The organism is Gordonia sp. SMJS1 (assembly GCF_029866425.1).
GTDB classification, from domain to species: domain Bacteria; phylum Actinomycetota; class Actinomycetes; order Mycobacteriales; family Mycobacteriaceae; genus Gordonia; species Gordonia hongkongensis.
Window position 1 is genome coordinate 4,546,715 of sequence record NZ_CP123381.1, and the last position, 24,027, is coordinate 4,570,741.

Below are 24,027 nucleotides of genomic sequence, written 5' to 3' on the forward strand. Positions count from 1 at the left end.
GCGGCTGATTGCGTCCAACCCCTTCGCTCTGCCCCGGCGGATCAGGCATCATGACCGGACTTCCCCGGGTTCGCAGTCGGGTACTCCTACGTCGGTCGACGGTGTCTGAGTTCGTCTCCCGCGCACAGCAACTGACGTCGTCGGTGTCCACCCGGATTGCGGGTGGACACCAACGACGTCGGATGAACCGTCCCGATCAGGTACCGAGTTTCAGCAGCATGGAACCCGCCTCCGGACCCCCGCCGATCCCCACGGCGGCCACCGACAGGTCCTTCTTGATCTGGCGATCTCCGGCCTGCCGCCACAATTGGGTACAGGCCTCGTGCAGGAACCCGTAACCATGCAGACGGCCCGCCGACAACTGCCCACCGTGGGGGTTGATCGGCAACGTGCCGTCGATCGCGTAGTACCCCTCGTCGTCGAGGAACTGCCCGACCTTGCCGTGCTCGGCGAAGCCGAGCGCTTCGATCCACTGCGAACACAGGTAGCTGAATCCGTCGTAGAGCGTTGCGAAGTCGACATCGGCCGGGGTCAGGTCGGTCCCTTCCCACATCGACGCGGCGGCGTCGTGTGAGGCCATCGTCGTGAGGTCGGTTCGCTGGTCCCAGGAGTGTCGCTCGTAGAGCGCCGAGCCTGCCGCTTCGATGGTGATCGGTGTCTGTTTCAGGCCAACCGTCTCTTCTCGCCGCGACAGGATGATCGCGGTCGCTCCGTCACACGGGACGTCACAGTCGAACAATCCCATGGGAGTCGAGATCATCCGCGCGTTCAAGTAGTCGACCATCGACATCGGCTTGCGGTAGATGGCGTTCGGATTCCGGGCCGCGTTGGTGCGTGCGTTGATGACCAACTTTCCGAGATGCTCTCTGGTCAAGCCGAACTCATACATGTAACGCTGTGCGTACATGCCGATCCAGCTGGCCGGGGAGGCGGCTCCGAATGGCATCCGGAACTCCGCATGGCCCGACGCACGCATCGCCTTGCCCGTCAGCGCGGCGGCGCGACCAGATGCCTGGGCAGTGGCCTCCCAGACCGACCGAAAGCACAGCACGTGTGTGGCGCGGCCCGAAGAGATTGCCGCAGCCGCGTCGAGCAGCGTGCCTATCTGGCCCGACGTCTCCACACCGCTGACGTGCCACCTGGTCCTCAACCCGAAGGCATCGCGGACATCGTGCGTGGTCGCACCGACGAACCCGCCCTCCGCCTGTACCGGGCCCGGATAGCTTGCGACACCGTCGATGTCATCGAACGTCAGGCCCGCGTGGGCCACAGCGCGCTCGGCGGCCTCGAGCGCCAGGTCGATACCCGAACGCCCGATCCGCCGGCCGATCTCGGACTGACCTATCCCGCTGATGACCGCCTTGTCGTCCACGAAACTCATGCTGCCAACGGCCTGAAGAAGGGCAGGGACACATCGTCGTGTGACTCGAACACGACCTCGACCGGCTGTCCGATCTCGACCGCATTCACATCGACGCCGACGATGCACGTGGTCAGGCGGACATCGGGCTGATCGTCGAGTTCGACCACCGCGATGACGTAGGGAGGAGGGAAAGCGGGAAGCCAGGGGTGGTGATTGACCGTGAAGGACGCGATTCGTGCACGCCCGGACGCGGCCTCTGGTCCGACGTTGCGACTCCGGCATCGCCAGCATGCCCCGACCGGCGGGTGAATCCAGCCTCGACAGTCTCGACATCGGTATATGCGGAGTTCACCGTCGAATCCTCCGGTCCAGAAGGCCTCCGATTCCGGGGTCACCTCCGGCAGAATCCGACCTGCCTCGTTAGACATCTGCTCGTCCTTCCGAAAATCACTGTTGTCCGGGCGGCCGGCAGCTGCGCGACGCGCGTGACGGCGGTCACCCCGGTCTCAGGTTAGCATTCATCACCACTGTGTCAGATATTGATTTGCCAACTTGGCTCAAGGATCGGGTCGCAGGGGTGGATCTCGCATCCACCTGCCAATCTAGAGTCCAACTTCGTAGTGACACGCGACACAAAACGCGGGTATTTTCGTGTACACTTAGTCAGATATAGCCCGATGGGGCACGGCGACGATCAGTCGCGGCCCATCGAGTCAGGACCGAGAGGAACAATTGACGTGGTCGGTGTGCTGAACGGAATTCGTGTTGTCGAGGTGGCGGCCTGGACGTATGTGCCGGTGGCGGGCGCGATCCTCGCCGAGTGGGGCGCGGACGTACTGAAGATCGAGCATCCCGAGTCGGGTGATCCCCAGCGCGGGCTCGTGACGTCGGGATTGATCCCGGCCGGCGGGGTCAATCACATGTTCGAACTCCCGAACCGCGGAAAACGCAGCGTTGCAATCGATCTCAAGTCAGAACAGGGACGCGCCCTGCTGATGCGGCTGATCGCCACCGCCGACGTATTCCTGACCAATTTCCGTCCCGACGCCCGCAAGAAGCTGGGCCTCGACGTCGAGGACGTTCGGGCGGTCAACGACAAGATCGTGTACGTTCGCGGTTCCTCGAGCGGCCAGCGCGGCGAGGAAGCGAACCGCGGCGGGTACGACATGACCTCGTTCTGGAGTCGCGGCGGCGCTGCCGACAACATCAGCCCGGACGAACTGGACTACCGCCTCACCATGCCGGGTCCGGCGTTCGGCGACGTTCTCGGCGGCCTGACCCTGGCCGGCGCCGTCTCCACCGCACTCCTGCATCGCGAACGCACCGGCGAAGCCCTCACCGTGGACAGTTCCCTGCTGGCGATGGGTGCATGGTCGATGGGCGCGACCATCGCGGGCGCGCACGCGTTCAACATGGAGCGGTACCCCAAGCACACTCCCGCGACGGCCGCGAACCCGCTGGTCAACACCTATAAGACCGCCGATGGTCGGTTCATCTCGCTGGTCATGCTCGAGTCGGACCGCTACTGGCCCGAACTCGTCACCGTTCTCGGAATCCCCGAGATGATCACCGACCCCCGGTTCGAGAACCACGCGAAGCGCGGTGAGAATCGGCTCGAGGTCATCGAGGTCCTGAGCAACGCATTCGGCAAACGGACGCTCGAGGAGTGGAAGCCCGAACTGGCCAAGATCGACGGGTCCTGGTCGGTGGTCCAGACACCACGTGAGGTCGTCACCGATCCGCAGGTGCTGGCGAACGGCTACATCACGGACCTCACCGACGTGAACGGCGTGGACTACAAGTTGGTGAGCACCCCGATCCAGTTCAACGAGACGCCCAGCGAGCTGACCCGTGCGCCGGCCCACGGTGAGCACACCGACGCGGTGCTCGAGGAGCTGGGACTGCCCATGGAGGAGATCATCGACTACAAGGTGAGCGGCGCGATCCTCTAGTCCGAGCCGACGAAGGGGAGGACGCCGAACGGCGTCCTCCCCTTCTGTTCGTCTGACACCGGCTGTTCGAGCGTGGAAGGAACAGCGGATCACACGCCGGCAGCAGCCTTTTCCAACGACTGATCCTCTGGCGCGTCGGCAGCCGGGTAACGCAGGATGCCACGCACGTTGTTACCCGCGCGCATGTCGTCGTAGCCGTCGTTGACGCCCTCGAGCGGGTAGCTGCGTGTGACCATCGCGTCGAGGTCGACGAACCCACCGCTCCACAATTCCAGAACCTTCGGGATGTCGGCGCGCGGATTGGCCGAACCGTACAGGCTGCCGACGATCTGCTTCTCCTGCAGGGTGAGGTCCATCAGGTTCACCGAGATCTCGCGCTCGAGCATCGGGTGGATGTTGGTGACGATGAGCCGCCCGCGCTTGGCCGTCATCGCCAGGGCCTTTGCCACCAGACGTCCCTCGCCCACGCCCATGGCGCAGATGAACTTGTCGGCTCCCCGGTGCCACGTCGCCTCCGCGACCACACCCCGGGCGTCCTCCCACGATTCGGCCACGTGTGTGGCACCCATCCGAAGTGCGATCTCCCGCTTGTACTCCGACGGATCGATGACGGTGACCGTCCGCGCCCCGGAGAGCTTCGCCCCCTGGACCGCCGCGGCTCCGATGCCCCCGACCCCGGCGACGACGACGTTCTCGCCGGGCTGGACGTCGGCGGTGTAGACCGCCGATCCCCATCCGGTGATGAATCCGCAACCGAGTAGGCATGCGCGGTCCAGGGGGTGGTGCGGTTCGATCTTGATGCAGCTCGCCTCGTTGACCACCGTGTGGTGGGCGAAAGAACCCACGCCACAGGCGAGCGCGAGGTCCTCCCCCTTGGTGTGATGGCGCGCCGTATCGTCCTGGATCTGGTTCCCGCTGTAGATCTTGGCACCCAGATCGCACAGGTTCTGATGCCCGTTGGAACACGACGGGCACCGTCCACAGGACGGGATGAATCCGAACACGACGTGGTCGCCCGGCTGTAGCCACGACACGTGGGAGCCGACCTGTTTCACCACACCCGCACCCTCATGCCCGCCGATACAGGGCAACCGGAACGGCATGTCGCCGGTCACGATGTGCTCGTCGGAGTGACACATCCCCGAGGCATGCAGCTCGACGAGCACCTCTTGTTCTTTCGGGGCATCGAGTTCGATGGTCTCGATCTGCCAAGCTGTGTTGCGCTCCCACAGAACCGCGGCCTTGGTCTCCATTTATTGTCCTTCCACACTACGTTCCGACGAGACGTCAGAGGATGATCGATTGCGATTCGAGGTATGCCGCAATGCCTTCCGGGCCACCCTCGCGTCCGATACCTGATTTCTTGAAACCACCGAAGGGACTCCCGAAGTCCAGTGGCGCCGCTGAGTTGATCGACACCGAACCGGTTCGGATACGCGCCGCCACCCGGCTTGCCCGCACCGGATCCGCCGACCAGACCGCACCCGCGAGTCCGTACTCCGAGTCGTTGGCCACGGCGACCGCGTCGTTCTCGTCGTCGTAGGCGATGACCACCGCAACCGGCCCGAACAACTCGTCACGGGCGATCGCCATGTCGTTGTCGACGTCCGCCAGCACAGTCGGGCTGACATACGAACCGCTGTCGAAACCGTCAGGGCGGGTACCGCCGGCGACCAGGCGAGCACCGGCGTCGACCGCGCCCGCCACCGCGTTCTCGATTCTGTCGCGGGACGCCGCGTTGATGACCGGTCCCACCTCGGTGTCACGTTCTGCTGGATCACCGATGCGCATCGCCGAGACTGCTGCCGCAAACGGCTCGAGGATCTCGTCGTAGCAACTGCGCGGCAGCAGGATCCGCGTCTGCGCGGCACAGATCTGCCCGTTGTTGGCCATCACGCCGGTGACCAGTCCGTTGATGAGGGTGGCGTCGACCACGACATCGTCCAGCACGACAGCGGCCGACTTGCCTCCCAATTCGAGGGTCACTCGACGGACGTCCTGCGCACACGCGGCGCCGATCTGTTTTCCGGCAGCGGTCGATCCGGTGAAGCTGATCTTGTCCACACCAGGGTGGGCGACGAGCGCCGCTCCCGTGGCCACACCACCGGAGACGATGTTGATCACCCCCGCCGGGATACCGGCTTCCTCGATGCACTCCGCCAGCATCGAGAGGGCGAGCGGTGCCTCCGGTGACGGCTTGAGGACGATCGTGCACCCGGCGGCCAGCGCCGGAGCCATCTTCAACGCGGCGGTGAACAACGGTGCGTTCCAGGGCACGATCGCTCCCACCACACCGACCGGGAGTCGACGCACCAGAACCTCGCCACCCGTCGCCGACGGGCGTCTCTCCTCGAACTCGTAGTCCTCGACGATCGCCGCACAGGCCCGGTAGACCCCGAGGGCGGTGGCCAGTTGCCCGAAGGTCGTCCACTTCCGTGGTGACCCGACCTCGGCGGAGACGACGTCGGCCAACTCTTTCGTCCGTGCTCCGATCGCATCGGCCAGGGCGGTGATCGCCTGTGCGCGGATGGCGGCGGTGCTGGACTGCCACGGGCCATGCTCGAGCGCCGTCCGGGCGGCCTCGACCGCGACGGCGACGTCGGCCGCGGTCGCCTCGCCGACCCGTCCGAGCAATTCGCCGTCGGCGGGCGAACGGACCTCGATCGGCGGCCCCGATGTCGGACTCCATTTTCCCGATACGTACATGCCTTCGAATTCGTACACGTACAACCTCTCACTGTGCTCTGCGAGCGTGGCAGCCACGATGTCGTGATCACCCATCGGCCCGTCCGTATTTCTGGCAGTAATGTCACCCTAGACCAACGACGGTACCGCGCCCTCGGCGCTGCCGAACAGCGGTCCGAGCTGATCGGGCGTACTACCGTGCAGAACCAGTTCGTCGGCGCCGGCATCGCGGTACCGATCGAATGTCCGCCAGCATTCGGTCCCCGAACCCACCGCGGACGCCGACCGGATCCATTCCTCGGGTAGCGAGGACGCCACCTCGGTGAGCTGTTCGCGTGTCCGAACCGAATCCGCCGCCCCCCGGACACCGCGCAGGTGCGGATGCGCACGGAGCGCGTCCAGATCCTCGACCGACCATCCGTTGACCTTCGCCAGCTGCTCGCCGAACCCCGGGATCTGGTAGTACGTCACCGCACGGCCACCGATCACGGCCAGTTCCTCGGCGGGGTCGAGGCCGGAGGCCACGACCACGGTGGCGTAGATCCGCACGCTGCCGGAGGCGCGTTTCGCATCCTTCTCCGCCTGACGGACGACCCGGACCGATCGGGCGACGGCCTCCGGTGTCAGGAACGGGTGCAACAGCACCCCGTCGAAGTACCGGCCCGCGATGCCGAGCCCCGGGGCCGATCGCGGCGAACACCAACGGCGGAACCGGCTGGTCCGGAACATCGGCCAGGCGTAGCGAGGGATATCTGCCGGCCGGTCCGTCGTATGTGACCTTCTCGCCGCGACACAGCCGTCGGAACAGTTCGGCCGAGTCGACGATCGAGGCATTCGTGGATGGGGGTAGCCCGACCGCACGCCACATCGCGTCGACCGAGCGGCCGATCCCGATGACGATCCGTCCATTCGACATCGCCTGGGCCGTCATCGCCATCGAAGCGAGCATCGCCGGATGCCTGGACTGGAAATGAGTGATCCCCGAGGCGATCTCGATCGTGTCCGTGACCTGGCCGATCGACCCGGCGATGACACCGAAATCCTTCGTGCCCCACCGCTCGCTGAGCCACAGTGTGCTCAAGCCCAGGCGCTCGGCCTCGACCGCCTGGCCGATCACCGGCCGGGGATCCGGTACGCGCCCTGGAAGCGTGTACGCACCCACCGCCGGCCGAGGCGGTCGCCCGGTCCCGAGCGCAGGATCGAACGCGATCCCCGAAAAGTTGGCTTTTTCGTCGGTCATGGGCCTATTCTGACAGTGTTGGTCACTTTATGAAAGGGCGTGGCAGTCCGAGTTTCGCGGCGGCGCCCGGGCCGGAGGAATGGAATTCGTATGGTCTACACACCGACCCGGGGTGACCTCGGCGGCGATGCACGCGAGGTTCTCGACTCCTGGCTTCCCCCGCGCATCGCACCCGACGGCACCGACTTCGAGATCTCGGATCTCTCGGCGCCGGATGCGGGCTATTCGGGCAAGACGGTATTCCTGACCGCGACGTGGACGGACCCGGCCGGAAACCGGCGACGCGCGGACCTCGTACTGCGGATGCAGGCATCGGACCACCAGTTGTTCACCACTCCGGACGCACCCCGCCAGGCCGAGATCATGAAACGGCTGGGCCGGACGGCGCGCGTCGCGGTTCCGGAGATCGTGTGCATCGAACGCGATTCCTCGATCCTCGGCGCCCCCTTCTATCTGATGCGACGTGTCCGTGGCCGCACGCCTTCGGACGTGCCGAGCTGGCACAAGCGTGGTTGGACCACCGAGCTCTCGACTCCCGAGCGAGAACTCCTCTACGACAACGCGATCGAGTCGTTGGTGGCCGTCCATCAGGTGGACGACCCGGACGTGCTGGACTTCCTGCGCGAAGCTTCCGCGACCGGGTCGACCGGGCTCGCCCGCTATCTCGACAACCTCCGACGTTGGTACGAGTGGGCTCGCCCCGATCTCGCCGTCGGCGCGGAGACCCTGGCGCGCGCGTTCGATGCCATCATGACCGGGGCGCCGACCACCGACCGCGAAGGCGTGGTGTGGGGTGATGCTCGTGTCGGGAACATGTGTTTCGCCGACGACATGTCGGTCGCCGCATTGTTCGACTGGGAGACCGCAACCACCGGACCCCCCGAGATCGATCTGGGTTGGTGGCTGATGTTCGAGGAATTCCTCTGTGAAGCACTCGGTTTCATCCGCCCCGCCGGTATCCTCGACAGCGAAGCGACTCTCCGTCGATACGTCGAACTCGGCGGACGAGTCGACGGCGACATCGGCTACTACAAACTGCTGGCAGCGTTTGTGCTGTCGCTCATCAACAACCGTCTCGCCATCCTGCTGGCCAGAGACGGTCTCGACATGGAGATCGCCCGCAGGTATCCCACCACCGTCGTCGGACTCGTGGACCGATATCTCACCGAACTGAGCACTGGAGAACCAGATGACCAACAGCGAACCGCCTGAACCGTCGCCGGTCGGCACCACCGGCCAACCCTGGGAGATGGTGATCGAACAGGGCAAGATCCGCGAGTTCGCCGCCGCGATGCAGTCGGACAACCCCGCTTATCAGGGACCCGACGCGATCATCCCACCGACATTTCTCGTCAACGCCGCGCAGTGGGCACCGGCGGGAGTACGGATCAACGTCGGTTTCGACCGCAGACGACTGCTACACGGCGAGCAGGAGTACACGTTCGTCGGCCCTCCCCCCAGGGTCGGCGACGTCCTGATCGCGCAGGAGCGCATCGTCGACCGATACGAGAAGCCCGGCAAGCGGGGAGGTCAGATGCGATTCGCCGTCGTGAGAACCGAGTTCCGGGACCGAACCGGTGATCTGGTCGCCCAGGCCACCGCAACTTTCATCGAACGCGCTGCCCGAGGAGCAACCCGATGACCGCCCTCACCGTCGGAAGCACCGCCACGCCTCGACAGTTCGGACCGCTGACCCGTCAGATGTTCGTCCGGTACTCGGGAGCCTCTGGGGACCTGAACCCGATGCACTACGACGACACCATGGCACGCAGCGCCGGGAACCCGTCCGTGTTCTCGCAGGGAATGCACCAGTCCGCGTTGCTCGCGACCTTTGCGACCGACTGGCTCGGGGCCGAGAACGTACGCCGTTACGGTGTGCGGTTCCGTGAACAGGTATGGCCGGACGATGTCCTGACCTGCACCGGCGCGGTCACCGCGATCACCGAGAACGCCCGCGGCGAGACCATTGCCGCCGTCGAGTTGACGTGCACCCGGCAGAATGGCGCGGTCGCCATCGCCGGATCGGCCGATTTCGTCGTACCACATGTGGCAGCGTGACGAAGACGATCGTGCCGTTTCGGGACGGTCGGTCGTCCGCTGTGGCGATCAGCGGTTAGGCTGAACTCCCATGTCAGATGCAACGCCGATAACGCGCAGGGCCAGCTATGGCCCGTCGAGCCCCGAGGTGGGCAGCCGGGGCGCGAACACACGCACCAAGATCGTCGAGGTCTCCCTGGATCTGTTCGGCCGGCTGGGCTTCTTCAACACCTCCGTGGACGCCATCGCCAAAGAGGCCGACATCTCGAGGGCCACGCTCTACCAGTACTTTCCCGGCAAGGACGAGATTTTCCTCGAACTCCTGGATGTGTGCGGGCGGGCTCTGTTCCGGGTCGCGCGGCGTATCGGCCCGCTGGGCCCGACCAAGGTCGGATTCGACAACCTCAACTGGTGGCTCGGCGAGTGGAGCTGGGTCTTCGACCGATACTCCACGATGTTCGTGCAGTGGACGAGTGTGGCCATGTCCGACACCTCCGTCCGGCCGCAGATCGACACTTTCATGTCGGCCTACACAAAGCTGGTCACCGACAGGCTCGAGCGTTCGGACCTGCAGGGAATCGAACCGCGGGTGGCCGCGATGGCGATGATCGCGATCGTGCACCGCATCAACCTGTTCCTCGCCACTGATCGCACCTACGGTCGAGACACCCAGGCGGTGGTCGACTCGCTGTCTGTCTACCTGCAGTTGTTGCTGTTCCCCGAGACCCCGTCGTCCGTCCTCAACAGCATTCCTCTGGAGACGCCGCCCGAGGACGTGGTCATCGAGGTGCCTCCGCTGCCTTCGACCGTCGGCCTGTCCGTCGAGGACCGGACCGCGAATCTGAGCAAGCGTGCGATCAACACCGTGCGCACTCTGGTGGATGCCGGCGCGAAGCAGTTCCAGCTCAAGGGATATCACCGTACGAGCGTCGACGACATCGTAGAAGAGGCCGGACTCGCCCGCGGGACGTTCTACAAGTACTTCAGCGAGAAGCAGGACCTCCTGGTCGCCATCAGCATCGAAGCCGCCGATCTGGCGATAGATCACGCCGAGCGCCTGAGCAAGATCAATCTCACCGACCCGGACACCACAGAGCTCCGTGCCTGGATCCGCAGCCTGGACGATTTCATGAGGCGCTACTCGGGTTCGATCGGGGCGTGGAACGAGCAGACCACGGACAACGACATCGTGGGTCAACTCGGCGTCTGCGGGCAGGCGGCCATGGATGCGGCGATGGTGGCCGACCTCGTCGCGACGCGACGTGACTATCCGTTCGACCCCGTGGTCGCGGCCATCATCTTCCGCTCACTGGTCGCCAGAATTCCGCAGGCCGCGCGGGAACAGTCACCTCCGCTGTCGGAGGACGAGACCGCCGATCTCCTGATCGCGTGCATCCGGCGCGGATTCTTCAGCCATCTGGCCTGACCCCTGAGACCGGACTCGTCGGTGCTCTTCTGACCCATGGTCGGAAAGTTGCTTCGCCAGAAGCGTTGCTTTACACGACATCTGAAGCCTGGGACCCGTCCGTCATTGACTACTTCTGACGACTATGTCATCTTTGAGGGAACTCATTACGGGTGGTCTGATCGGCATTCGACCGAATGCCGCAGCAGGAGAGGAAGCTTCAGATGGATATCAGTCGCGCATCCGCGCTCGTCACCGGTGGCGCCGGCGGTCTCGGAGAGGCCACGGTTCGCACCCTGGCCGCCGCGGGTACGTCCGTGGTCATCGCCGACCTGAACGATGAGAAAGGCAAGGCCCTCGAAGTCGAACTCGGTGACCACGTGCGCTACGTCAGCACCGACGTGCTCGACGAGAGCAGTGTCAACGCGGCCCTCGCGGTCGCCAACGAGCTTGCGCCCCTTCGGATAGTCGTCAACGCGCACGGCGGGTCCGCTGGCGCGTCACGCGTGGTCGGTCGCGACGGTGAGCCGGCCTCGTTCGAACAGTTCCAGTGGTACGTCAATCTGTTCCTCAACGGGACCTTCAACGTCCTGCGACTCGGCGCCGCCTCGATGGCCAAGAACGAGCCCGACGAGGTCGGCAACCGTGGTGTCATCGTCAACACCGCGAGCATCGCCGCGTTCGAAGGTCAGATCGGACAGACCGCCTACTCCGCGGCCAAGGGCGGCGTCGTCGGTCTGACGCTGCCTGCCGCGCGCGACCTCACCAAGCAGGGCATCCGCGTGATGGCCATCGCACCGGGCACCTTCTTCACACCGGCCTTCAAGATGGAACGGGAGGAGGCCGAAAAGTACTGGGGTTCAACGGTTCCTTACCCATCTCGGATGGGTAGCCCGTCAGAGTACGCCGCCCTGGTGGAGCACATCGCGAAGAACGACTACCTCAACGGCGAGGTCATTCGCATCGACGGAGCGCTGCGGTTCCAGCCCAAATAGGACCCTGACGACCACACAACAAACGGATCGAGTCGCTCACCGGCGAGCGACTCGATCCGTTGTTGTCTGCGATGGGGTAGGGCGCGCCGGGAGGCAACCGCCACAGCTCACCGCTGCCTCACACGATGTTCGCGTGCCGCCACTGATCGATCGTCGCCGCGTCCACGCCCAGTTCCCCCAAGATCTTCTCGCTGTGTTCGCCCAGTGCCGGAACAGGATCCATCCGGGGATCGACCCCCCTCAGATCAGCCGGCGGTAACAACGCACCGATCTGTCCGCCGGGTGTGCGCACGGTGCGCCACCGCTTGCGTTCGGCCAGCACCGGATGGTCCCACACTTGCACCATGGTGTTCGTCCGGGCGTTGGCGATACCCGCGGCCTCGAGCTTGTCTTCCAGCTCGTCCGCCGTGAGGGATTGGATCGCGGCGGTGATGATCGCCTCCAGTTCCTCCCGGTTGAGCACGCGCAGGGGGTTCTTGGTGAACCTGGGATCATCCGCCAACTCCGGCAGGCCGAGGACCTCCGCACAAAGTCGTTGCCACTCGGGCTGATTCTGGACGGCGAGCAGGACGATACCGCCATCACCGGCGGTGAACGGACCATACGGCGCGATCGTCGCATGCCTGGCTCCGGTCCGACGCGGAGCGGTGCCTCCATACCGGGAGTAGTACATCGGGGAACCCATCCACTCCGCGAGGGCCTCGAAGAGCGACACCGAAACGGCGGGCGCGCGGCCCGTCGTCGCCCTCGTGTACAGCGAGGCGAGGATACCCGAATAGGCAAAGGTCCCGGCCGCGATGTCGGCCACGGAGATCCCCGCCTTGGCGGCCTCGTCCTCGGTCCCGCTCACCGCGATCAGACCGGCCTCGGCCTGGACGAGCAGATCGTAGGCCTTCCGCGACTGCCACGGCCCCTCTCCGTAACCGGTGATCTCACAGACGATCAGACCGGGATGCGAGGCTTCGAGGTCGTCGGCACCCAAACCCATCCGGCGCACTGCCCCCGGACCGAGATTCTGGATGAACACGTCCGCATCTGCGAGCAGTTCGCGCAGAATCCGCTGCCCGACCTCGCTCTTGAGGTCGAGCGTCAACGATTCCTTGGACCGGTTGAGCCAGACGAAGTAGCTCGAATCCCCGTGCACCGTCTCGTCGTAACCCCGGGCGAAGTCCCCGACCCCGGGGCGCTCGATCTTGATGACCCGCGCGCCGAGGTCGGCCAGCTGACGAGTGGCATACGGCGCAGCCACCGCCTGCTCGAGACTGATGACCGTGATACCGACGAGCGGCAAGGAGGGGGTCATCGAACCGATGGTTCGCGCGGCAGGCCCAGCAGACGTTCGGCGATGGTGTTGCGCATGATCTCAGACGTGCCGCCGGCAATGGTCAGGCAACGCGCGAACAGGTAGGCGTACGTGAGGCCGGGAGTGTTTCCGGTGACCGCGGCGGTACCGGCCAGGTCGATGCCCAGCTCGGTGATTCGTTGCGAGTGTTCGGCTTTGATCAGCTTGGTGACGTTCGCCTCGGGTCCTGGTCCGGCACCGATGACCGCTCGGGCGGCCTGGCGGAGATTGAGGAGACGCAGTGTGTGGGCTTCGGCGATCATCTCGCCGACCCGATGCTCCGCGTCACGGGCGCCGGTCCCGTCCAGCAACTTGACCAGTTCCGCGACGCCGAAGTCGATGGAACCGCTGCCGCCGCCGATGGAAACCCGCTCGTTGCCCAAAGTGGCCCGGGCGACCTTCCATCCTTCGCCCACCTCCCCGACCACATCGGAATCGGGAACGAACACGTCGTCGAAGAAGACCTCGTTGAACAGCGCCTCACCGGTGATCTCGCGGAGCGGACGAATCTGGACTCCCTCGGACGAGAGGTCGATCGCCATCATCGACACACCCGCATGTTTCGAGGCGTCCGGATCGGTGCGGACGGTCGCGAGGCCCCACTGACATTCGAGAGCGACACTGGTCCAGACCTTTTGGCCGGTCACGCGCCAACCGCCGTCGACCTTCTTGCCGACGGTCCGGACAGCAGCAGCATCCGAACCCGCGCCGGGCTCGCTGAACAGCTGGCACCACTGGTCGCGACCGCGAAGTACCGGTTCGATCCACCGCTCTCGCTGATCATCCGAACCCACCTGCGCGATGGTGAGATTGACCCAACCCGTGATCCCGAGATCGGGCAGGTCGATACCCTCGAACTCTTCCTCGATGACCAGTTGTTCGATCGCTCCGGCCTCGCGTCCCCAGGGCCTACGCCAGTGCGGCACGAGGTATCCGCTGTCGACCAGGTGGTCACGGCGCTGCCCCTCGGGCAGGGATCGTACGGCCTGCGCCTCGGCGCGTGCAGCCGCGCGGAACTCCTCGGCCTCTGGTGGCAGGTCGAACGACGCGCCCTGCGCCTGCCCCGCACGATACGCATCGACGATGTCGGCGAGCGGATCGACGCCGTCGGTCAGAATCGCGGCCACGGTGGTCGCCCTGCGTAAGTACAAGTGGGCGTCGTGTTCCCAGGTGAACCCGATGCCCCCGTGCAGCTGGATGTTCATCCGGGCATTGCCCAGTTGGGCCGGGCCCGCGTACGCGGCAGCGACCGCCGAGGCGAACCAGATGCCGTCGATGTCACTCGCACGCGCCGCGTCCCAGGTGGCCGCGATCGACGCCTCGGTGGCGATGAGCATGTTGGCGCAGTGGTGTTTGACCGCTTGGAATGACCCGATGGACCGTCCGAACTGTTCGCGGACCTTCGCATAATCGGTGGCCATCTCGAGGCACGCGAGCGCGCCGCCGATCGCCTCTGCGGCGGCCAGGACGCGAAGGACACTGCGGCCCGCCCGACTCGCGCTGCGCAGAACACGGTTGGTCGGGACCGCGACTGCGGTCAGCGACACCGTGCCGATACCGCGAGTGGTGTCGAGGGCCTCGGCCGCCGCGACCTCGACGCCGGCTGTGGCCTTGTCGAGCACGACGAGGTCGTCGCCGAGGGAAAGCACGAGGAGGTCTGCCTCAGGTGCCGACAACACCGCGCGCACCTGGCCGCTGATCAGACCGTCGGCGTCGCGGGACAATCCATTGGCGAGCCCCACAGCGCCTGTCGTGGAACCGTCGGCGAGACCCGGGAGGAGTTCGGCGCGGAGATCCTCGTCGCCCGCGTGAGCGATCACGGCCGACGCGACCACGGTCGACAGGAACGGGCCGGGAGCCAACTCGTGCCCCATCGCCTCGAGGACAACGGCCAATTCGGCGATGCCGTAGCCTGAGCCCCCGTACTCTTCCGGTAGGTGCAAGCCGAGCCAACCGAGGTCTGCAGTGCTCGACCAGAAGGTCTCGAGTTCGACAGCCCCGTCCAGAGAGGCCCGCGCAGCCGCACGCACACCGTGCCGCGCGAGATGGCCGACGGCGGCGTCGGCCAGGTCAATGTGTTCGGAGGATATGGCAAGCGCCATCTCGGCCACCTTTCGATTGCGAACTCGTCGGGCCTGTCGACGTTCGAAACTGACCCTAGATGTCAGATCACCGATATTCAAGACTCGCTCGATCGCGGCCGGACCGAGCAGGCTTCGGCACCCCCATCTTGCGATGATGGATTCTGAACTGGGCAAATATTCGCCGCATCCGCGTCAGGGACTCGGCTCGGCCATTGCATGGACAGGGTGTCAGATGATCTACTATGGTTCCGTGCAGGAGTGACCCACGTCATTCACACGAGAGATTTGGAAGTCTTGAATGAGCATCTCGCTGATCTTGGACATGGCCTTGTCGGGCAACCCCGACAAGACGGCCATCACGTCGACGGAGCCTCCCTGACCTACGCCGAATTCGGTGAACTGGTCACCGGCGCAGCGACCGTCATCACGCAGGCAGGCGCCGAGAACGTCGTCTTCCTCGGGGAATCCGGACTCGAACTCCCGGTGCTGCTGTTCGCCGCGGCCCATGCCGATGTCCCGTTCGTCCCGGTGAACTACCGCCTGGCCGCCGCGCAACTCGAGCAATTGATCGCGCGCACCCGCTCTCCATTGGTCGTGGCAGACCCGAGATACGTGTCCGAACTGTCGTCGGATCACAACGTGACGACCACCGAGGAGTTCGCGACGGCCGCGCGGGCCGCTGCCGCCGACCCCCTGCCGGCCGCGAACGTCGACCCCGACGATCCGGCCATCGTCCTGTTCACCAGCGGGACCACCTCCGCCCCCAAAGGTGTGATCCTGCGACACAGCCATCTGCTGAGCTACGTCATGAGCACAGTGGAATACGGCTCCGCAGCGGACAACGAGGGCGCGCTGATCAGCGTTCCGCCTTATCACATCGCCGGGATGGGCACGATCCTGACGAACGTCTACGCGGGCCGGCGGATGATCTATCTTCCCCAGTTCGACGCACACGGGTGGGTGGAACTCGCCCGCCGCGAGGGCGCCACCTCGGCGATGGTCGTGCCGACGATGCTGGACCGTATCGTCGATGCCCTCGCGGGTGCGCCGGCCGACCTTCCCGCTCTCGCATCGTTGTCCTACGGTGGGGCACGGATGCCGCGCCCCACCCTCGAAGCAGCGCTACGCGCGTTCCCCCAGGCGGGCTTCGTCAATGCGTACGGACTGACCGAGACGAGTTCGACCATTGCCCTTCTCGGTCCCGACGACCATCGCGCGGCCATGGAGAGCGACGATCGCGACGTCCAGGCACGCCTGGGCTCCGTCGGCCGGCCGGTGCCCGGGATCGAGATCCAGTTGCGTGGCCCCGACGGCCTCCCGGTGGCCGACGGCGAGCAAGGCGAGCTGTGGGTACGTGGACCGCAGGTCTCCGGTGAGTACATGGGGGCCGGGTCGGTCCTCGACGCCGAAGGTTGGTTTCCCACAAAGGACCTCGCATACACCGATTCCGCCGGGTATCTGTTCATCGTGGGGCGCAACGACGACACCATCATCCGTGGCGGCGAGAACATTGCACCCGCCGAGATCGAAGACGTACTCGTACAGCATCCCGCGGTCCATTCGGTGGTGGTTGTCGGTGTGCCCGATGCTCATTGGGGTGAGGCCATCGTGGCCGCCGTGGTCGTCGAGGCGGGCTCCTCGCCCGACCACGACGAACTGCGCACCTACGTACGCGAGCGCCTCCGTGGTTCCCGGACACCGGACAGGGTGGTCTTCCTCGACGACCTCCCGGCAACCGCGACCGGAAAGATACTGCGCAAGAAAGTCGTCGAGGACATCGTCGATCGTCCTGCGACCGCACACGCGTAGCGCGTGCACACCACCTGATCCGATCAGCAAGAGAACGGAGACACCGTGTTCAAGACCGGAAGTCGTCTACAAAGCCAGGTTTGTGGCACCCAGGTCATCATCATCAAGGCGCCGGCAGGCGAGGCAGCACTCGATTGCGGGGGTCAGCCGATGATCGATGTGACGCAGTCACCGGTGGCCGGGCTCAGCCCCGCCGCGGGCCTCGACGGCGGCACCCAGATCGGCAAACGCTACGTCGACGCCGACGACACCGTCGAGATCCTGGTGACCAAGCCCGGCACCGGAAGCCTGTCGCTGGACGGGAAGCTGCTGGACGTCAAGAGCGCCAAGCCACTCCCCTCGAGTGACTGACGGCGCAACTTCGGCGCGCGGACCGCTCGGCGGGATTCGCGTACTCGAACTAGCAGGTGTCGGACCGGCGCCGCACGCCGCGATGTTGCTCGGCGATCTGGGCGCGGACGTCGTCCGCGTCCAGCGTCGTGGCTCGCTGGCCCCGGATCGCCCCGCCGCGGCCGGACTTCGAGGTCGGACGATCGTCGAGGCCGACCTGAAGGACGCGGCGGACCTGCGTGACATCCGGGGGCTCGTTCAGCGAGCCGACATCCTGATCGAGGGGTTCCGTCCGGGCGTGGCGGAGCGGATGGGCCTCGGACCCGACGACGTCGCCGAGCTCAATCCGCGACTGATCTACGGCCGGATGACCGGATGGGGACAGACTGGTCCGCGTGCCGCCGAAGCCGGGCACGACCTGAATTACATCGCCATGACCGGGCTGCTCCACGCCGTGGGCCGGCCGGGTGAACGCCCGGTGCCGCCGCTGAACCTGTTCGGCGATTTCGGCGGCGGCTCGATGTTTCTGGTGATCGGGCTGGTCGCGGCCCTGGTCGAGCGACAGTCGTCGGGTCGAGGCCAGGTCGTCGATGCCGCGATCGTGAACGGCGCCCCCATGCTCGGGCACCTCTTGTGGGCCATGCGTGGCGCGGGTCGGTGGTCAGACGATCGCGGCGTCAACGTCTTCGACGGGTCCGCGCCGTTCTACGACACCTACGAGTGTGCTGACGGGAAGTACGTCGCGGTCGCCGCCTTGGAGCCGCAGTTCTTCTCGGAGCTCCTCGCCGTACTCGGTATCGATCCGCTCGAGGTGGGCGAGCAGCGAGACCCGGCCGGTTTCCCGCGGATGCGCACGATTTTCACCGAACGCTTCGGTTCGCGGACACGGGACGAGTGGGCCGCGATGTTCGCCGGGACCGACGCGTGTGTCACCCCGGTGCTGACGTTCGCCGAAGCCGAGACCGATGCGCACATGGTCGGTCGCGGTGTGTTCACCGCGATCGGCGGGGTCACCCAACCCGCACCGGCACCGGCGTTCTCACGGACGTCGCCTGCACTACCGACGCCACCGCCTCGCCGTCCGGCCGAGACCGCGGACGTCTGGGCCTGATCGTCAACCGTTGTCCGTACTACCGATCCTGGAGGAATTGATCATGACCGTGACTGCCGAAGCCCCCGCGCTGATCGAGCGCCGCGGCCACGTCTTGCTCATCACGCTGAACCGCCCGCAGGCGCGTAACGCCGTGAACGCCGAGATGTGCATTCTGGTGGGGGATGCCCTGGCAGAAGCAGACAAGGATCCCGACGTTCGCGCAGTCGTGCTCACCGGAGCCGGCGACAAGGCGTTCTGTGCCGGCGCCGACTTGAAGGCGATCATGCGCGGGGAAGCTGTGATCCCGCCCGGACGCGAGAAGTGGGGCCTGGCCGGATACGTCGGACAGGCGATCAGCAAGCCCACGATCGCGGCTGTCAACGGACCGGCGCTCGGCGGCGGCACCGAACTGGTACTCGCCAGCGATCTGGTCGTTGCGGCCGACACCGCGGTGTTCGGGTTGCCGGAGGTGACCCGCGGGCTGATCGCCGGAGCAGGCGGCGCGTTCCGTCTCGCCGCGAAACTCCCGCCGGCGGTCGCCATGGAACTACTGTTGACGGGCGAGTCGATCACCGCGGCCCAGGCACTCGACCTGCATCTGGTCAACCGGGTGGTGCCCGCGGCCGACGTTCTCGACACCGCGCTGGCGCTCGCTGCGACGATCGCCGGCAACGCGCCGCTCGCGGTTGCCGCCACCAAGCGAATCGCCCTGGCGCAGAACGAGAGTGGCGATCGTCCTCAGGAAGCAGTCGGCTGGGAGATGACGAACGCGGCACTGCCCGCAGTCGCCGGCTCCGAGGATGCCAAGGAGGGCCCGCGCGCATTCGCGGAGAGGCGCGCCCCGGTCTGGCAGGGCCGCTGACCGGTCGCGTCCTCCGGGCGGACGGACCACCTGTCCGGACGGCCGAACTGAGGCTGTCGCGAGAGACCCCTGGTAGCGATGCGCCAGGGGCTCCACCCCCTCATCGTGTCGGTCGCCGGGCGCAGGTCAACGCGATACGACGAGACCCATGCCGGTGATCCATTCTTCGACCGGCTGGTAGGCGACGGTGTGCAGCGGCTTCCCGCCGCCGGCGGCGCCCGCTGCGAGCCAGGTTCGCACCTCGTTGGCGCCGACGCCGGCCTGCGCACGCGCGTCGTCGGTGAGTGCGGCGAGTTCGGCACCATCCCACTCGGCCAGCGCATCCAGGAAGGCCCTGTCCCACTCGGGCTTGATCTTCTTCCGCGCGGCCGCGGCGCCCTCGGTGATCACGCGCCGCCGCTCCTCGTCGCTGATGTCGAAGGCATCGAGTTCCAGGCTCGGCGGCGAGTGCGACAGTCCGCCGGTCCCGACGACGAGCACGCGCGCGTCGATCGTGTCGAGAAACCGTCCGACCGCGTCGCCGAACGACAGGACCCGCGCAGCCGACGGCAGCGGCCCGGTCGCACAGTTGATGGGTAGCGGGATGACCGGGTACGCATTCAGGTCTCCGGTCAGATCTCGTAGCGGTTGCGCGAACGCGTGGTCGAGGCCGACCTCCCGACAGATCGAGATGTCGAACTCCGAGTCGAGCAGATGGGCGCCGAGCTCGGCGGCGATGTCAGCCGGAACGTCCAGGCGACCCTCCGCGTGGCCGCCTTCGGGAAGTATCGAGGCCGACAGCGCGACGGCAAAGGTCGGGACGATGTGGCGGAAAGCCCGCCGGTGGTCGCCACCGAACAACACCACGAAGTCGGGGTCGAACTCGGTTACCACGGCGCGTGCCTCGGCCAGACCCGCCCGGAACTCCGTTCCGAAGACCAGATCGGTGTCGCGCTCCATGCCGGGGCTGTGGCTCGCGCACACCACCAAGCGGTTCTGTTCGGTCATGTCACTCCTCGTCCGTACGCGGTGGGTGGCCCGCCCGCGCGCCGCCCACCGATCAATAGTGACACAGACGTTAGATCAAATACCGAACCCAGTCGAGAGCGGCTCGGTCATCCCTTGACAGAGGCACACACTCACGATCAAACTAGACGTAACTGTCAGATATTGGAGGTTGACTCACGTGGCTTTTGTGATCCTGCAAGCTTGTTGCAACGACGCATCGTGCGTCGATGTCTGCCCGGTCAACTGCATCCACCCAACGCCTGACGAACCGGACTTCATGCGGACCGAGATGCTGCACATCGACCCGCAGACATGCATCGACTGCGGCGCATGTGTGGAGGCCTGCCCCGTCGACGCGATCAAGGCCGAGGACGAACTGGACGACCCGGAGCTCCCGTTCATCGAGCTCAATGCCGATTACTTCGAACAGCACCCCCTGCAGTCCGGACAACTCGACGTCCCGAAACCGTTGTGGCGCAAAGCGGATTTCTCGGATATGCGCGTGGCCATCGTCGGTTCGGGACCGGCCGCGTTCTACGCGGCCGCCGAGCTGATCTCGCTGAAGGGCGTTCAGGTCGACATGTTCGAGCGCCTGCTCACGCCGTACGGACTGGTGCGCTCAGGGGTCGCCCCCGACCATCCCGGCACGAAGGCGGTCACCGACATCTTCCGGACACTGGAGCGCCGCAAGAACTTCAGGCTGCACCTCGGAGTCGAGATCGGCGTCGATCTGACGCACGAGGAGCTGCCCGCCCACAACCACGCGGTCATCTACGCGGTGGGAGCGTCGTCGGACCGTCGCCTGGGCATCCCCGGCGAGGACCTCCCGGGCAGTCATACCGCCACCGAGTTCGTCGGCTGGTACAACGGCCACCCCGACTACGCGGACCGGACCTATGACCTGAGCGGCGAGCGCGCCGTCATCGTGGGCAACGGCAACGTCGCCCTCGACGTCGCTCGGATTCTGCTCACCGATCCTGATGACCTCGACCGCACCGACATAGCCGATCACGCACTCGAGGTGCTGCGCACGAGCAACATCCGCGAGGTCGTGGTCCTCGGCCGCCGCGGTGTCGCACAAGCCGGCTACACCAACCCCGAGATGATGGCACTGCGCCATCTTCCGGGCGTCGACCTCGTGATAGACCCGGATGACGTCGAGATCGACCCGGTCACGCAGGGCATCCTCGAGGCCGCCGACACCGAGTCGTCGGTGAAGGCGAAGATCTCCCTGGCCCGCAGGGTTGCCGCGGACGGCGACACAGGCGCGGCGAAACGTCTGGTCCTGCGATACCTCTCCTCCCCCACCGAGATCTCCGGGACAGACCACGTCGAGTCGATCAGCATCACACGCAACGAACTGCAACTGACCGAGTCCGGCGGAGTCGTCGCCGTTCCCACCGACGTCACCGACGCCATCGAGACGACCCTGGTGCTGCGCGCGGTCGGCTACCGCGGCGTTCCGGTCCCCGGAGTGCCGTTCGACGACGCTCGCGGGGTCATCTCCAACGTCGAGGGCCGGGTCGTCACTCTGCACGGCGGCGAGCCCGTTCAGGGCGTCTACGCCACCGGCTGGGTGAAGCGTGGTCCGTCCGGTGTCATCGGAACCAACAAGAAATGTGCAGCCGACACCGTGGATCTCCTCCTCCAGGATTACGTCGCCGAAGCTCTTGCCGATCCGCCGCAGGACGCGGACTCGTTCGCGGAACTCCTGGCCGAGAGAGCACCCGAAGTCGTCGACTTCGCCGGCTGGACCCTGATCGACAAGGCGGAGAAGGCCGCGGGCAAGCCGCGTAAGCGACCGCGGGTGAAGTTCGTCGACGTCGATTCGATGAGGGCGGTGGTCCGCGGGGACTGAGGTACCTCGCGACACGCCTGTCGTAGCTCCGACGCATCGCTACTCACGATCGTCACATATTTCTGACGAAGTGATCATTACTCCGTCAGACGCCGACCATGCTCAAGCGGGCTCACCATCCTCGCTTGACAATGGCTTTTCTGGGTTCTAGCTCGCTTTATTCCAGACTCTACGGTAACGATTAGGTAACATACGGCGGGAATGCTGGGAGTGACCCGCGCCATAGTCCAGTATCAACGTGTCTCATCTGACAGTCCGTACTTTTTATGACTCACCCTCCATCGACGCGGAGTCCGGTACGACGCTCAGTCGAGAAACCCATCTGCGGGCGGAATCCCTCGTCCCGAACTCAGGAGCACAGCATGACGAAATCAAGGACCGGCCGGCGGTTCATCACCACGACCCTCCTGTCGGTCATCCTCACCGCGGGCATGGTCGCCTGTGGCGGCTCGGATGACGGTGGCGACTCCGCCGCGGAGCCCTCAGCCAATGAGTCGGTGCTGGGCACCCCGAACAAGGCCACCGGTACACCGATCACCATCGGGTTCATCAGCGACGGGAAGTCGCAGGCCATCGACGTCAGCGACGAGATCCGTGGCGCCGTCGCCGCGGCCGATTACGCCAACGAGTACCTCGGCGGAATCGGTGGTCATCCCATCGAGGTCAAGTCGTGCGAAGCGTTGGCTCAACCCGCCGCCGCCGCCGACTGCGCCAACCAGATGGTGCAGGCCGGTGCCGCCGCCGTGGTCGGTCCCACTCCAGGTGAACTGGACCACCTCATCGACGTCCTGTCGCCAGCCAAGATCCCGCTGGTGGTTCACAGTGGCACCACCCAGAAGGGCCTCAGCGCGCCGGGCGTGTACTTGCTGACGAACGGCACCGCCTACTTCGCGAGCTCGGCGACGGCGGCAAAGGACGAGGGGCTGAAGAACACCGTCGGCATCGCCATCGGCGTCCCCGGCGCCGAGGGACCCACCCGCCAGATCGGATCGCTGATCTGGGGCAACGCCGGCCTCGACTTCAGTGTGGTCGGCATCCCGCCGGGCACCGCAGACATGACACCGCAGATCAGCGCGGCCGGCGGTGACGCCGACAACTTCTTCGTGATCGGTAACGACAGCTTCTGCACCAGCGCCTTCAAGGCGATCAAGACAACCAAGCCGAATGCTCCGATCTTCGCGATCGATCGGTGCCTGACGATCGGTGGGGGGAGCTCGATCCCCAACGGCTACGAGGGCATCAACGTCGCCACCACACTCGATCTGAGCCCGGATGCCCCCGACTCGCAACTCTATTCAGCAGTTCTCGCCAAGTACGGTGACGGCGCGAAGTTCGGGAATCTCTCGTCGGTCGGTTACGCTCCGATGCTCGGCATGATCAAGGCACTCAACGCGGCAAAGGTCACCGACCCGACGGCGGAGACCGTCATGGCAGCCATGAAGACGGCACCGCCGACCGAGTATCCGCTGACCAACGGACTCATGTTCCAGTGCAACGGAGAACAGCTCCCCATCTCCCCCAACATCTGCAGCGCCGACGGCCTCCTCGCCAAGGCGACCAAGAACGGCGAACTCACCGATTATCAGAAGGTGACCGTCGATCCCTCGCTCTACGACACACCCGGCGCCTGAGCCCTGACCGACCAGTACGACCCGGCGTCGGCCGTCATCCTCGCAAGGGATGGCGGCCGACGCATTTCACCATTCGTCTCCCGTCGTCCGGGCTGCGCCGGTAGGCCACCGTGATCTACCCGGTGCCGATCGATCCAGCCAAGCCGGAGTCGCGTGGTTGCCAGGGTCCACCAGCAGGTGAGGTCAGCCACCCCCCACTGATCCGGCCTGGCCGGCGATGGCCGCTCCCGCTCTACCAGATCGGGGTGCCGCGGCGCGCGATCATCGCGCCGGGTCGTGATCGTGCGATGTTTTCGCGGGTGACTCCGACGGTCTGCACACCGTGCTCGGTGAGGCGGTCGTGATACATCCTGC

19 protein-coding genes and 3 pseudogenes are annotated in these 24,027 nt (G+C 65.8%); 12 read left to right on the forward strand and 10 right to left on the reverse strand.

All coding sequences use genetic code 11. From position 1 onward, the window contains the following. Positions 1–196: 196 nt before the first annotated feature. On the reverse strand, positions 197–1,381 hold the full coding sequence (locus QAD21_RS20590; protein ID WP_065632533.1) for a thiolase family protein: 1,185 nt from the start codon (positions 1,379–1,381) through the stop codon (positions 197–199). Next, the gene (locus QAD21_RS20595) at positions 1,378–1,791 is read right to left on the reverse strand and encodes an OB-fold domain-containing protein (protein WP_065632532.1); all 414 of its coding nucleotides are present in this window, start codon (positions 1,789–1,791) and stop codon (positions 1,378–1,380) included. The genes QAD21_RS20590 and QAD21_RS20595 overlap by 4 nt, the downstream gene beginning before the upstream one ends. Before the next feature lie 309 nt (positions 1,792–2,100). Between QAD21_RS20595 and QAD21_RS20600 the strand changes: the two genes are divergently transcribed. Then, positions 2,101–3,315 (forward strand): CoA transferase, encoded by a 1,215-nt coding sequence (locus tag QAD21_RS20600; RefSeq protein WP_175401199.1) that lies wholly within the window; start codon positions 2,101–2,103, stop codon positions 3,313–3,315. Positions 3,316–3,404: 89 nt separating this feature from the next. On the opposite strand, the gene QAD21_RS20605 is transcribed toward QAD21_RS20600, so the two are convergent. The 4 genes and pseudogenes from QAD21_RS20605 to QAD21_RS20620 all read right to left on the reverse strand — a co-directional run. After that, positions 3,405–4,568, reverse strand: coding sequence for an NDMA-dependent alcohol dehydrogenase (locus tag QAD21_RS20605; RefSeq protein ID WP_065632531.1), 1,164 nt, complete (start codon positions 4,566–4,568; stop codon positions 3,405–3,407). Between the two features lie 34 nt (positions 4,569–4,602). Continuing rightward, entirely contained in the window at positions 4,603–6,039 is a 1,437-nt protein-coding gene (locus tag QAD21_RS20610) for an aldehyde dehydrogenase (RefSeq protein WP_065632605.1), read from the reverse strand. Positions 6,040–6,129: 90 nt separating this feature from the next. Next, on the reverse strand, positions 6,130–6,729 hold the full coding sequence (locus QAD21_RS20615; RefSeq protein WP_280360194.1) for a TIGR03857 family LLM class F420-dependent oxidoreductase: 600 nt from the start codon (positions 6,727–6,729) through the stop codon (positions 6,130–6,132). A gap of 4 nt (positions 6,730–6,733) precedes the next feature. Further along, a pseudogene (locus QAD21_RS20620) lies at positions 6,734–7,240 on the reverse strand (LLM class flavin-dependent oxidoreductase); the annotation flags it as partial. Positions 7,241–7,330: 90 nt separating this feature from the next. On the opposite strand from QAD21_RS20620, the gene QAD21_RS20625 reads away from it, so the two are divergent. The 5 genes from QAD21_RS20625 to QAD21_RS20645 all read left to right on the forward strand — a co-directional run bounded on the left by QAD21_RS20625 (position 7,331) and on the right by QAD21_RS20645 (position 11,677). Continuing rightward, positions 7,331–8,452, forward strand: coding sequence for a phosphotransferase family protein (locus tag QAD21_RS20625; protein ID WP_065632530.1), 1,122 nt, complete (start codon positions 7,331–7,333; stop codon positions 8,450–8,452). Further along, positions 8,430–8,882 carry a MaoC family dehydratase N-terminal domain-containing protein gene (locus QAD21_RS20630; RefSeq protein ID WP_083207502.1) on the forward strand — a complete coding sequence of 151 codons (453 nt, stop codon included), beginning with the start codon at positions 8,430–8,432 and terminating at the stop codon, positions 8,880–8,882. The genes QAD21_RS20625 and QAD21_RS20630 overlap by 23 nt, the downstream gene beginning before the upstream one ends. After that, positions 8,879–9,298, forward strand: coding sequence for a MaoC/PaaZ C-terminal domain-containing protein (locus QAD21_RS20635; protein ID WP_065632529.1), 420 nt, complete (start codon positions 8,879–8,881; stop codon positions 9,296–9,298). The genes QAD21_RS20630 and QAD21_RS20635 overlap by 4 nt, the downstream gene beginning before the upstream one ends. A 70-nt stretch (positions 9,299–9,368) precedes the next feature. Then, entirely contained in the window at positions 9,369–10,703 is a 1,335-nt protein-coding gene (locus tag QAD21_RS20640) for a TetR/AcrR family transcriptional regulator (protein ID WP_247450262.1), read from the forward strand. Positions 10,704–10,906: 203 nt separating this feature from the next. Further along, entirely contained in the window at positions 10,907–11,677 is a 771-nt protein-coding gene (locus QAD21_RS20645) for an SDR family NAD(P)-dependent oxidoreductase (RefSeq protein WP_065632527.1), read from the forward strand. A 118-nt stretch (positions 11,678–11,795) separates the two neighbouring features. Here QAD21_RS20645 and QAD21_RS20650 read toward each other — a convergent pair whose 3' ends face one another. Both QAD21_RS20650 and QAD21_RS20655 read right to left on the reverse strand, forming a co-directional pair. Beyond that, complete coding sequence (locus QAD21_RS20650; protein WP_065632526.1) at positions 11,796–12,980, reverse strand: CaiB/BaiF CoA-transferase family protein; 1,185 nt, start codon at positions 12,978–12,980, stop codon at positions 11,796–11,798. Beyond that, the gene (locus QAD21_RS20655) at positions 12,977–15,121 is read right to left on the reverse strand and encodes an acyl-CoA dehydrogenase (protein WP_083207507.1); all 2,145 of its coding nucleotides are present in this window, start codon (positions 15,119–15,121) and stop codon (positions 12,977–12,979) included. Before QAD21_RS20655 ends, QAD21_RS20650 begins: the two co-directional genes overlap by 4 nt. Positions 15,122–15,401: 280 nt before the next feature. Here QAD21_RS20655 and QAD21_RS20660 point away from each other — a divergent pair. From QAD21_RS20660 to QAD21_RS20675, 4 genes and pseudogenes are all read left to right on the forward strand, one after another. Beyond that, positions 15,402–16,912: pseudogene (locus QAD21_RS20660) on the forward strand (AMP-binding protein). A 45-nt stretch (positions 16,913–16,957) separates the two neighbouring features. Continuing rightward, positions 16,958–17,263, forward strand: a complete 306-nt coding sequence (locus tag QAD21_RS20665; protein WP_065632523.1) for a hypothetical protein — start codon at positions 16,958–16,960, stop codon at positions 17,261–17,263. Next, positions 17,256–18,353 (forward strand): CaiB/BaiF CoA-transferase family protein, encoded by a 1,098-nt coding sequence (locus QAD21_RS20670; RefSeq protein WP_065632522.1) that lies wholly within the window; start codon positions 17,256–17,258, stop codon positions 18,351–18,353. The genes QAD21_RS20665 and QAD21_RS20670 overlap by 8 nt, the downstream gene beginning before the upstream one ends. A gap of 43 nt (positions 18,354–18,396) precedes the next feature. Continuing rightward, positions 18,397–19,197, forward strand: a complete 801-nt coding sequence (locus tag QAD21_RS20675) for an enoyl-CoA hydratase-related protein (protein WP_065632521.1) — start codon at positions 18,397–18,399, stop codon at positions 19,195–19,197. Between the two features lie 126 nt (positions 19,198–19,323). Here QAD21_RS20675 and QAD21_RS20680 read toward each other — a convergent pair whose 3' ends face one another. Beyond that, a complete protein-coding gene (locus tag QAD21_RS20680; RefSeq protein WP_175401198.1) occupies positions 19,324–20,184 on the reverse strand; it encodes a 3-carboxyethylcatechol 2,3-dioxygenase in 861 nt (286 codons plus the stop codon). Between the two features lie 178 nt (positions 20,185–20,362). Between QAD21_RS20680 and QAD21_RS20685 the strand changes: the two genes are divergently transcribed. Both QAD21_RS20685 and QAD21_RS20690 read left to right on the forward strand, forming a co-directional pair. After that, entirely contained in the window at positions 20,363–22,042 is a 1,680-nt protein-coding gene (locus QAD21_RS20685) for an FAD-dependent oxidoreductase (protein ID WP_280360195.1), read from the forward strand. A gap of 362 nt (positions 22,043–22,404) precedes the next feature. Further along, complete coding sequence (locus QAD21_RS20690; protein ID WP_065632519.1) at positions 22,405–23,673, forward strand: ABC transporter substrate-binding protein; 1,269 nt, start codon at positions 22,405–22,407, stop codon at positions 23,671–23,673. Positions 23,674–23,831: 158 nt separating this feature from the next. On the opposite strand, the pseudogene QAD21_RS20695 reads toward QAD21_RS20690, so the two are convergent. Continuing rightward, positions 23,832–23,966, reverse strand: a pseudogene (locus tag QAD21_RS20695) (IS3 family transposase); the annotation flags it as partial. Positions 23,967–24,027: the final 61 nt, after the last annotated feature.

Excerpts from the sequence above, each read along its gene's own strand:
- QAD21_RS20655 (WP_083207507.1), bottom strand. The coding sequence starts at position 15,121 with ATGGCGCTTGCCATATCCTCCGAACACATTGACCTGGCCGACGCCGCC.
- QAD21_RS20675 (WP_065632521.1), top strand. The coding sequence starts at position 18,397 with ATGACCGTGACTGCCGAAGCCCCCGCGCTGATCGAGCGCCGCGGCCAC.
- QAD21_RS20625 (WP_065632530.1), top strand. The coding sequence starts at position 7,331 with ATGGTCTACACACCGACCCGGGGTGACCTCGGCGGCGATGCACGCGAG.
- QAD21_RS20630 (WP_083207502.1), top strand. The coding sequence starts at position 8,430 with ATGACCAACAGCGAACCGCCTGAACCGTCGCCGGTCGGCACCACCGGC.
- QAD21_RS20650 (WP_065632526.1), bottom strand. The coding sequence starts at position 12,980 with ATGACCCCCTCCTTGCCGCTCGTCGGTATCACGGTCATCAGTCTCGAG.
- QAD21_RS20690 (WP_065632519.1), top strand. The coding sequence starts at position 22,405 with ATGACGAAATCAAGGACCGGCCGGCGGTTCATCACCACGACCCTCCTG.
- QAD21_RS20640 (WP_247450262.1), top strand. The coding sequence starts at position 9,369 with ATGTCAGATGCAACGCCGATAACGCGCAGGGCCAGCTATGGCCCGTCG.
- QAD21_RS20635 (WP_065632529.1), top strand. The coding sequence starts at position 8,879 with ATGACCGCCCTCACCGTCGGAAGCACCGCCACGCCTCGACAGTTCGGA.
- QAD21_RS20615 (WP_280360194.1), bottom strand. The coding sequence starts at position 6,729 with ATGTTCCGGACCAGCCGGTTCCGCCGTTGGTGTTCGCCGCGATCGGCC.
- QAD21_RS20645 (WP_065632527.1), top strand. The coding sequence starts at position 10,907 with ATGGATATCAGTCGCGCATCCGCGCTCGTCACCGGTGGCGCCGGCGGT.
- QAD21_RS20605 (WP_065632531.1), bottom strand. The coding sequence starts at position 4,568 with ATGGAGACCAAGGCCGCGGTTCTGTGGGAGCGCAACACAGCTTGGCAG.
- QAD21_RS20595 (WP_065632532.1), bottom strand. The coding sequence starts at position 1,791 with ATGTCTAACGAGGCAGGTCGGATTCTGCCGGAGGTGACCCCGGAATCG.
- QAD21_RS20680 (WP_175401198.1), bottom strand. The coding sequence starts at position 20,184 with ATGACCGAACAGAACCGCTTGGTGGTGTGCGCGAGCCACAGCCCCGGC.
- QAD21_RS20590 (WP_065632533.1), bottom strand. The coding sequence starts at position 1,381 with ATGAGTTTCGTGGACGACAAGGCGGTCATCAGCGGGATAGGTCAGTCC.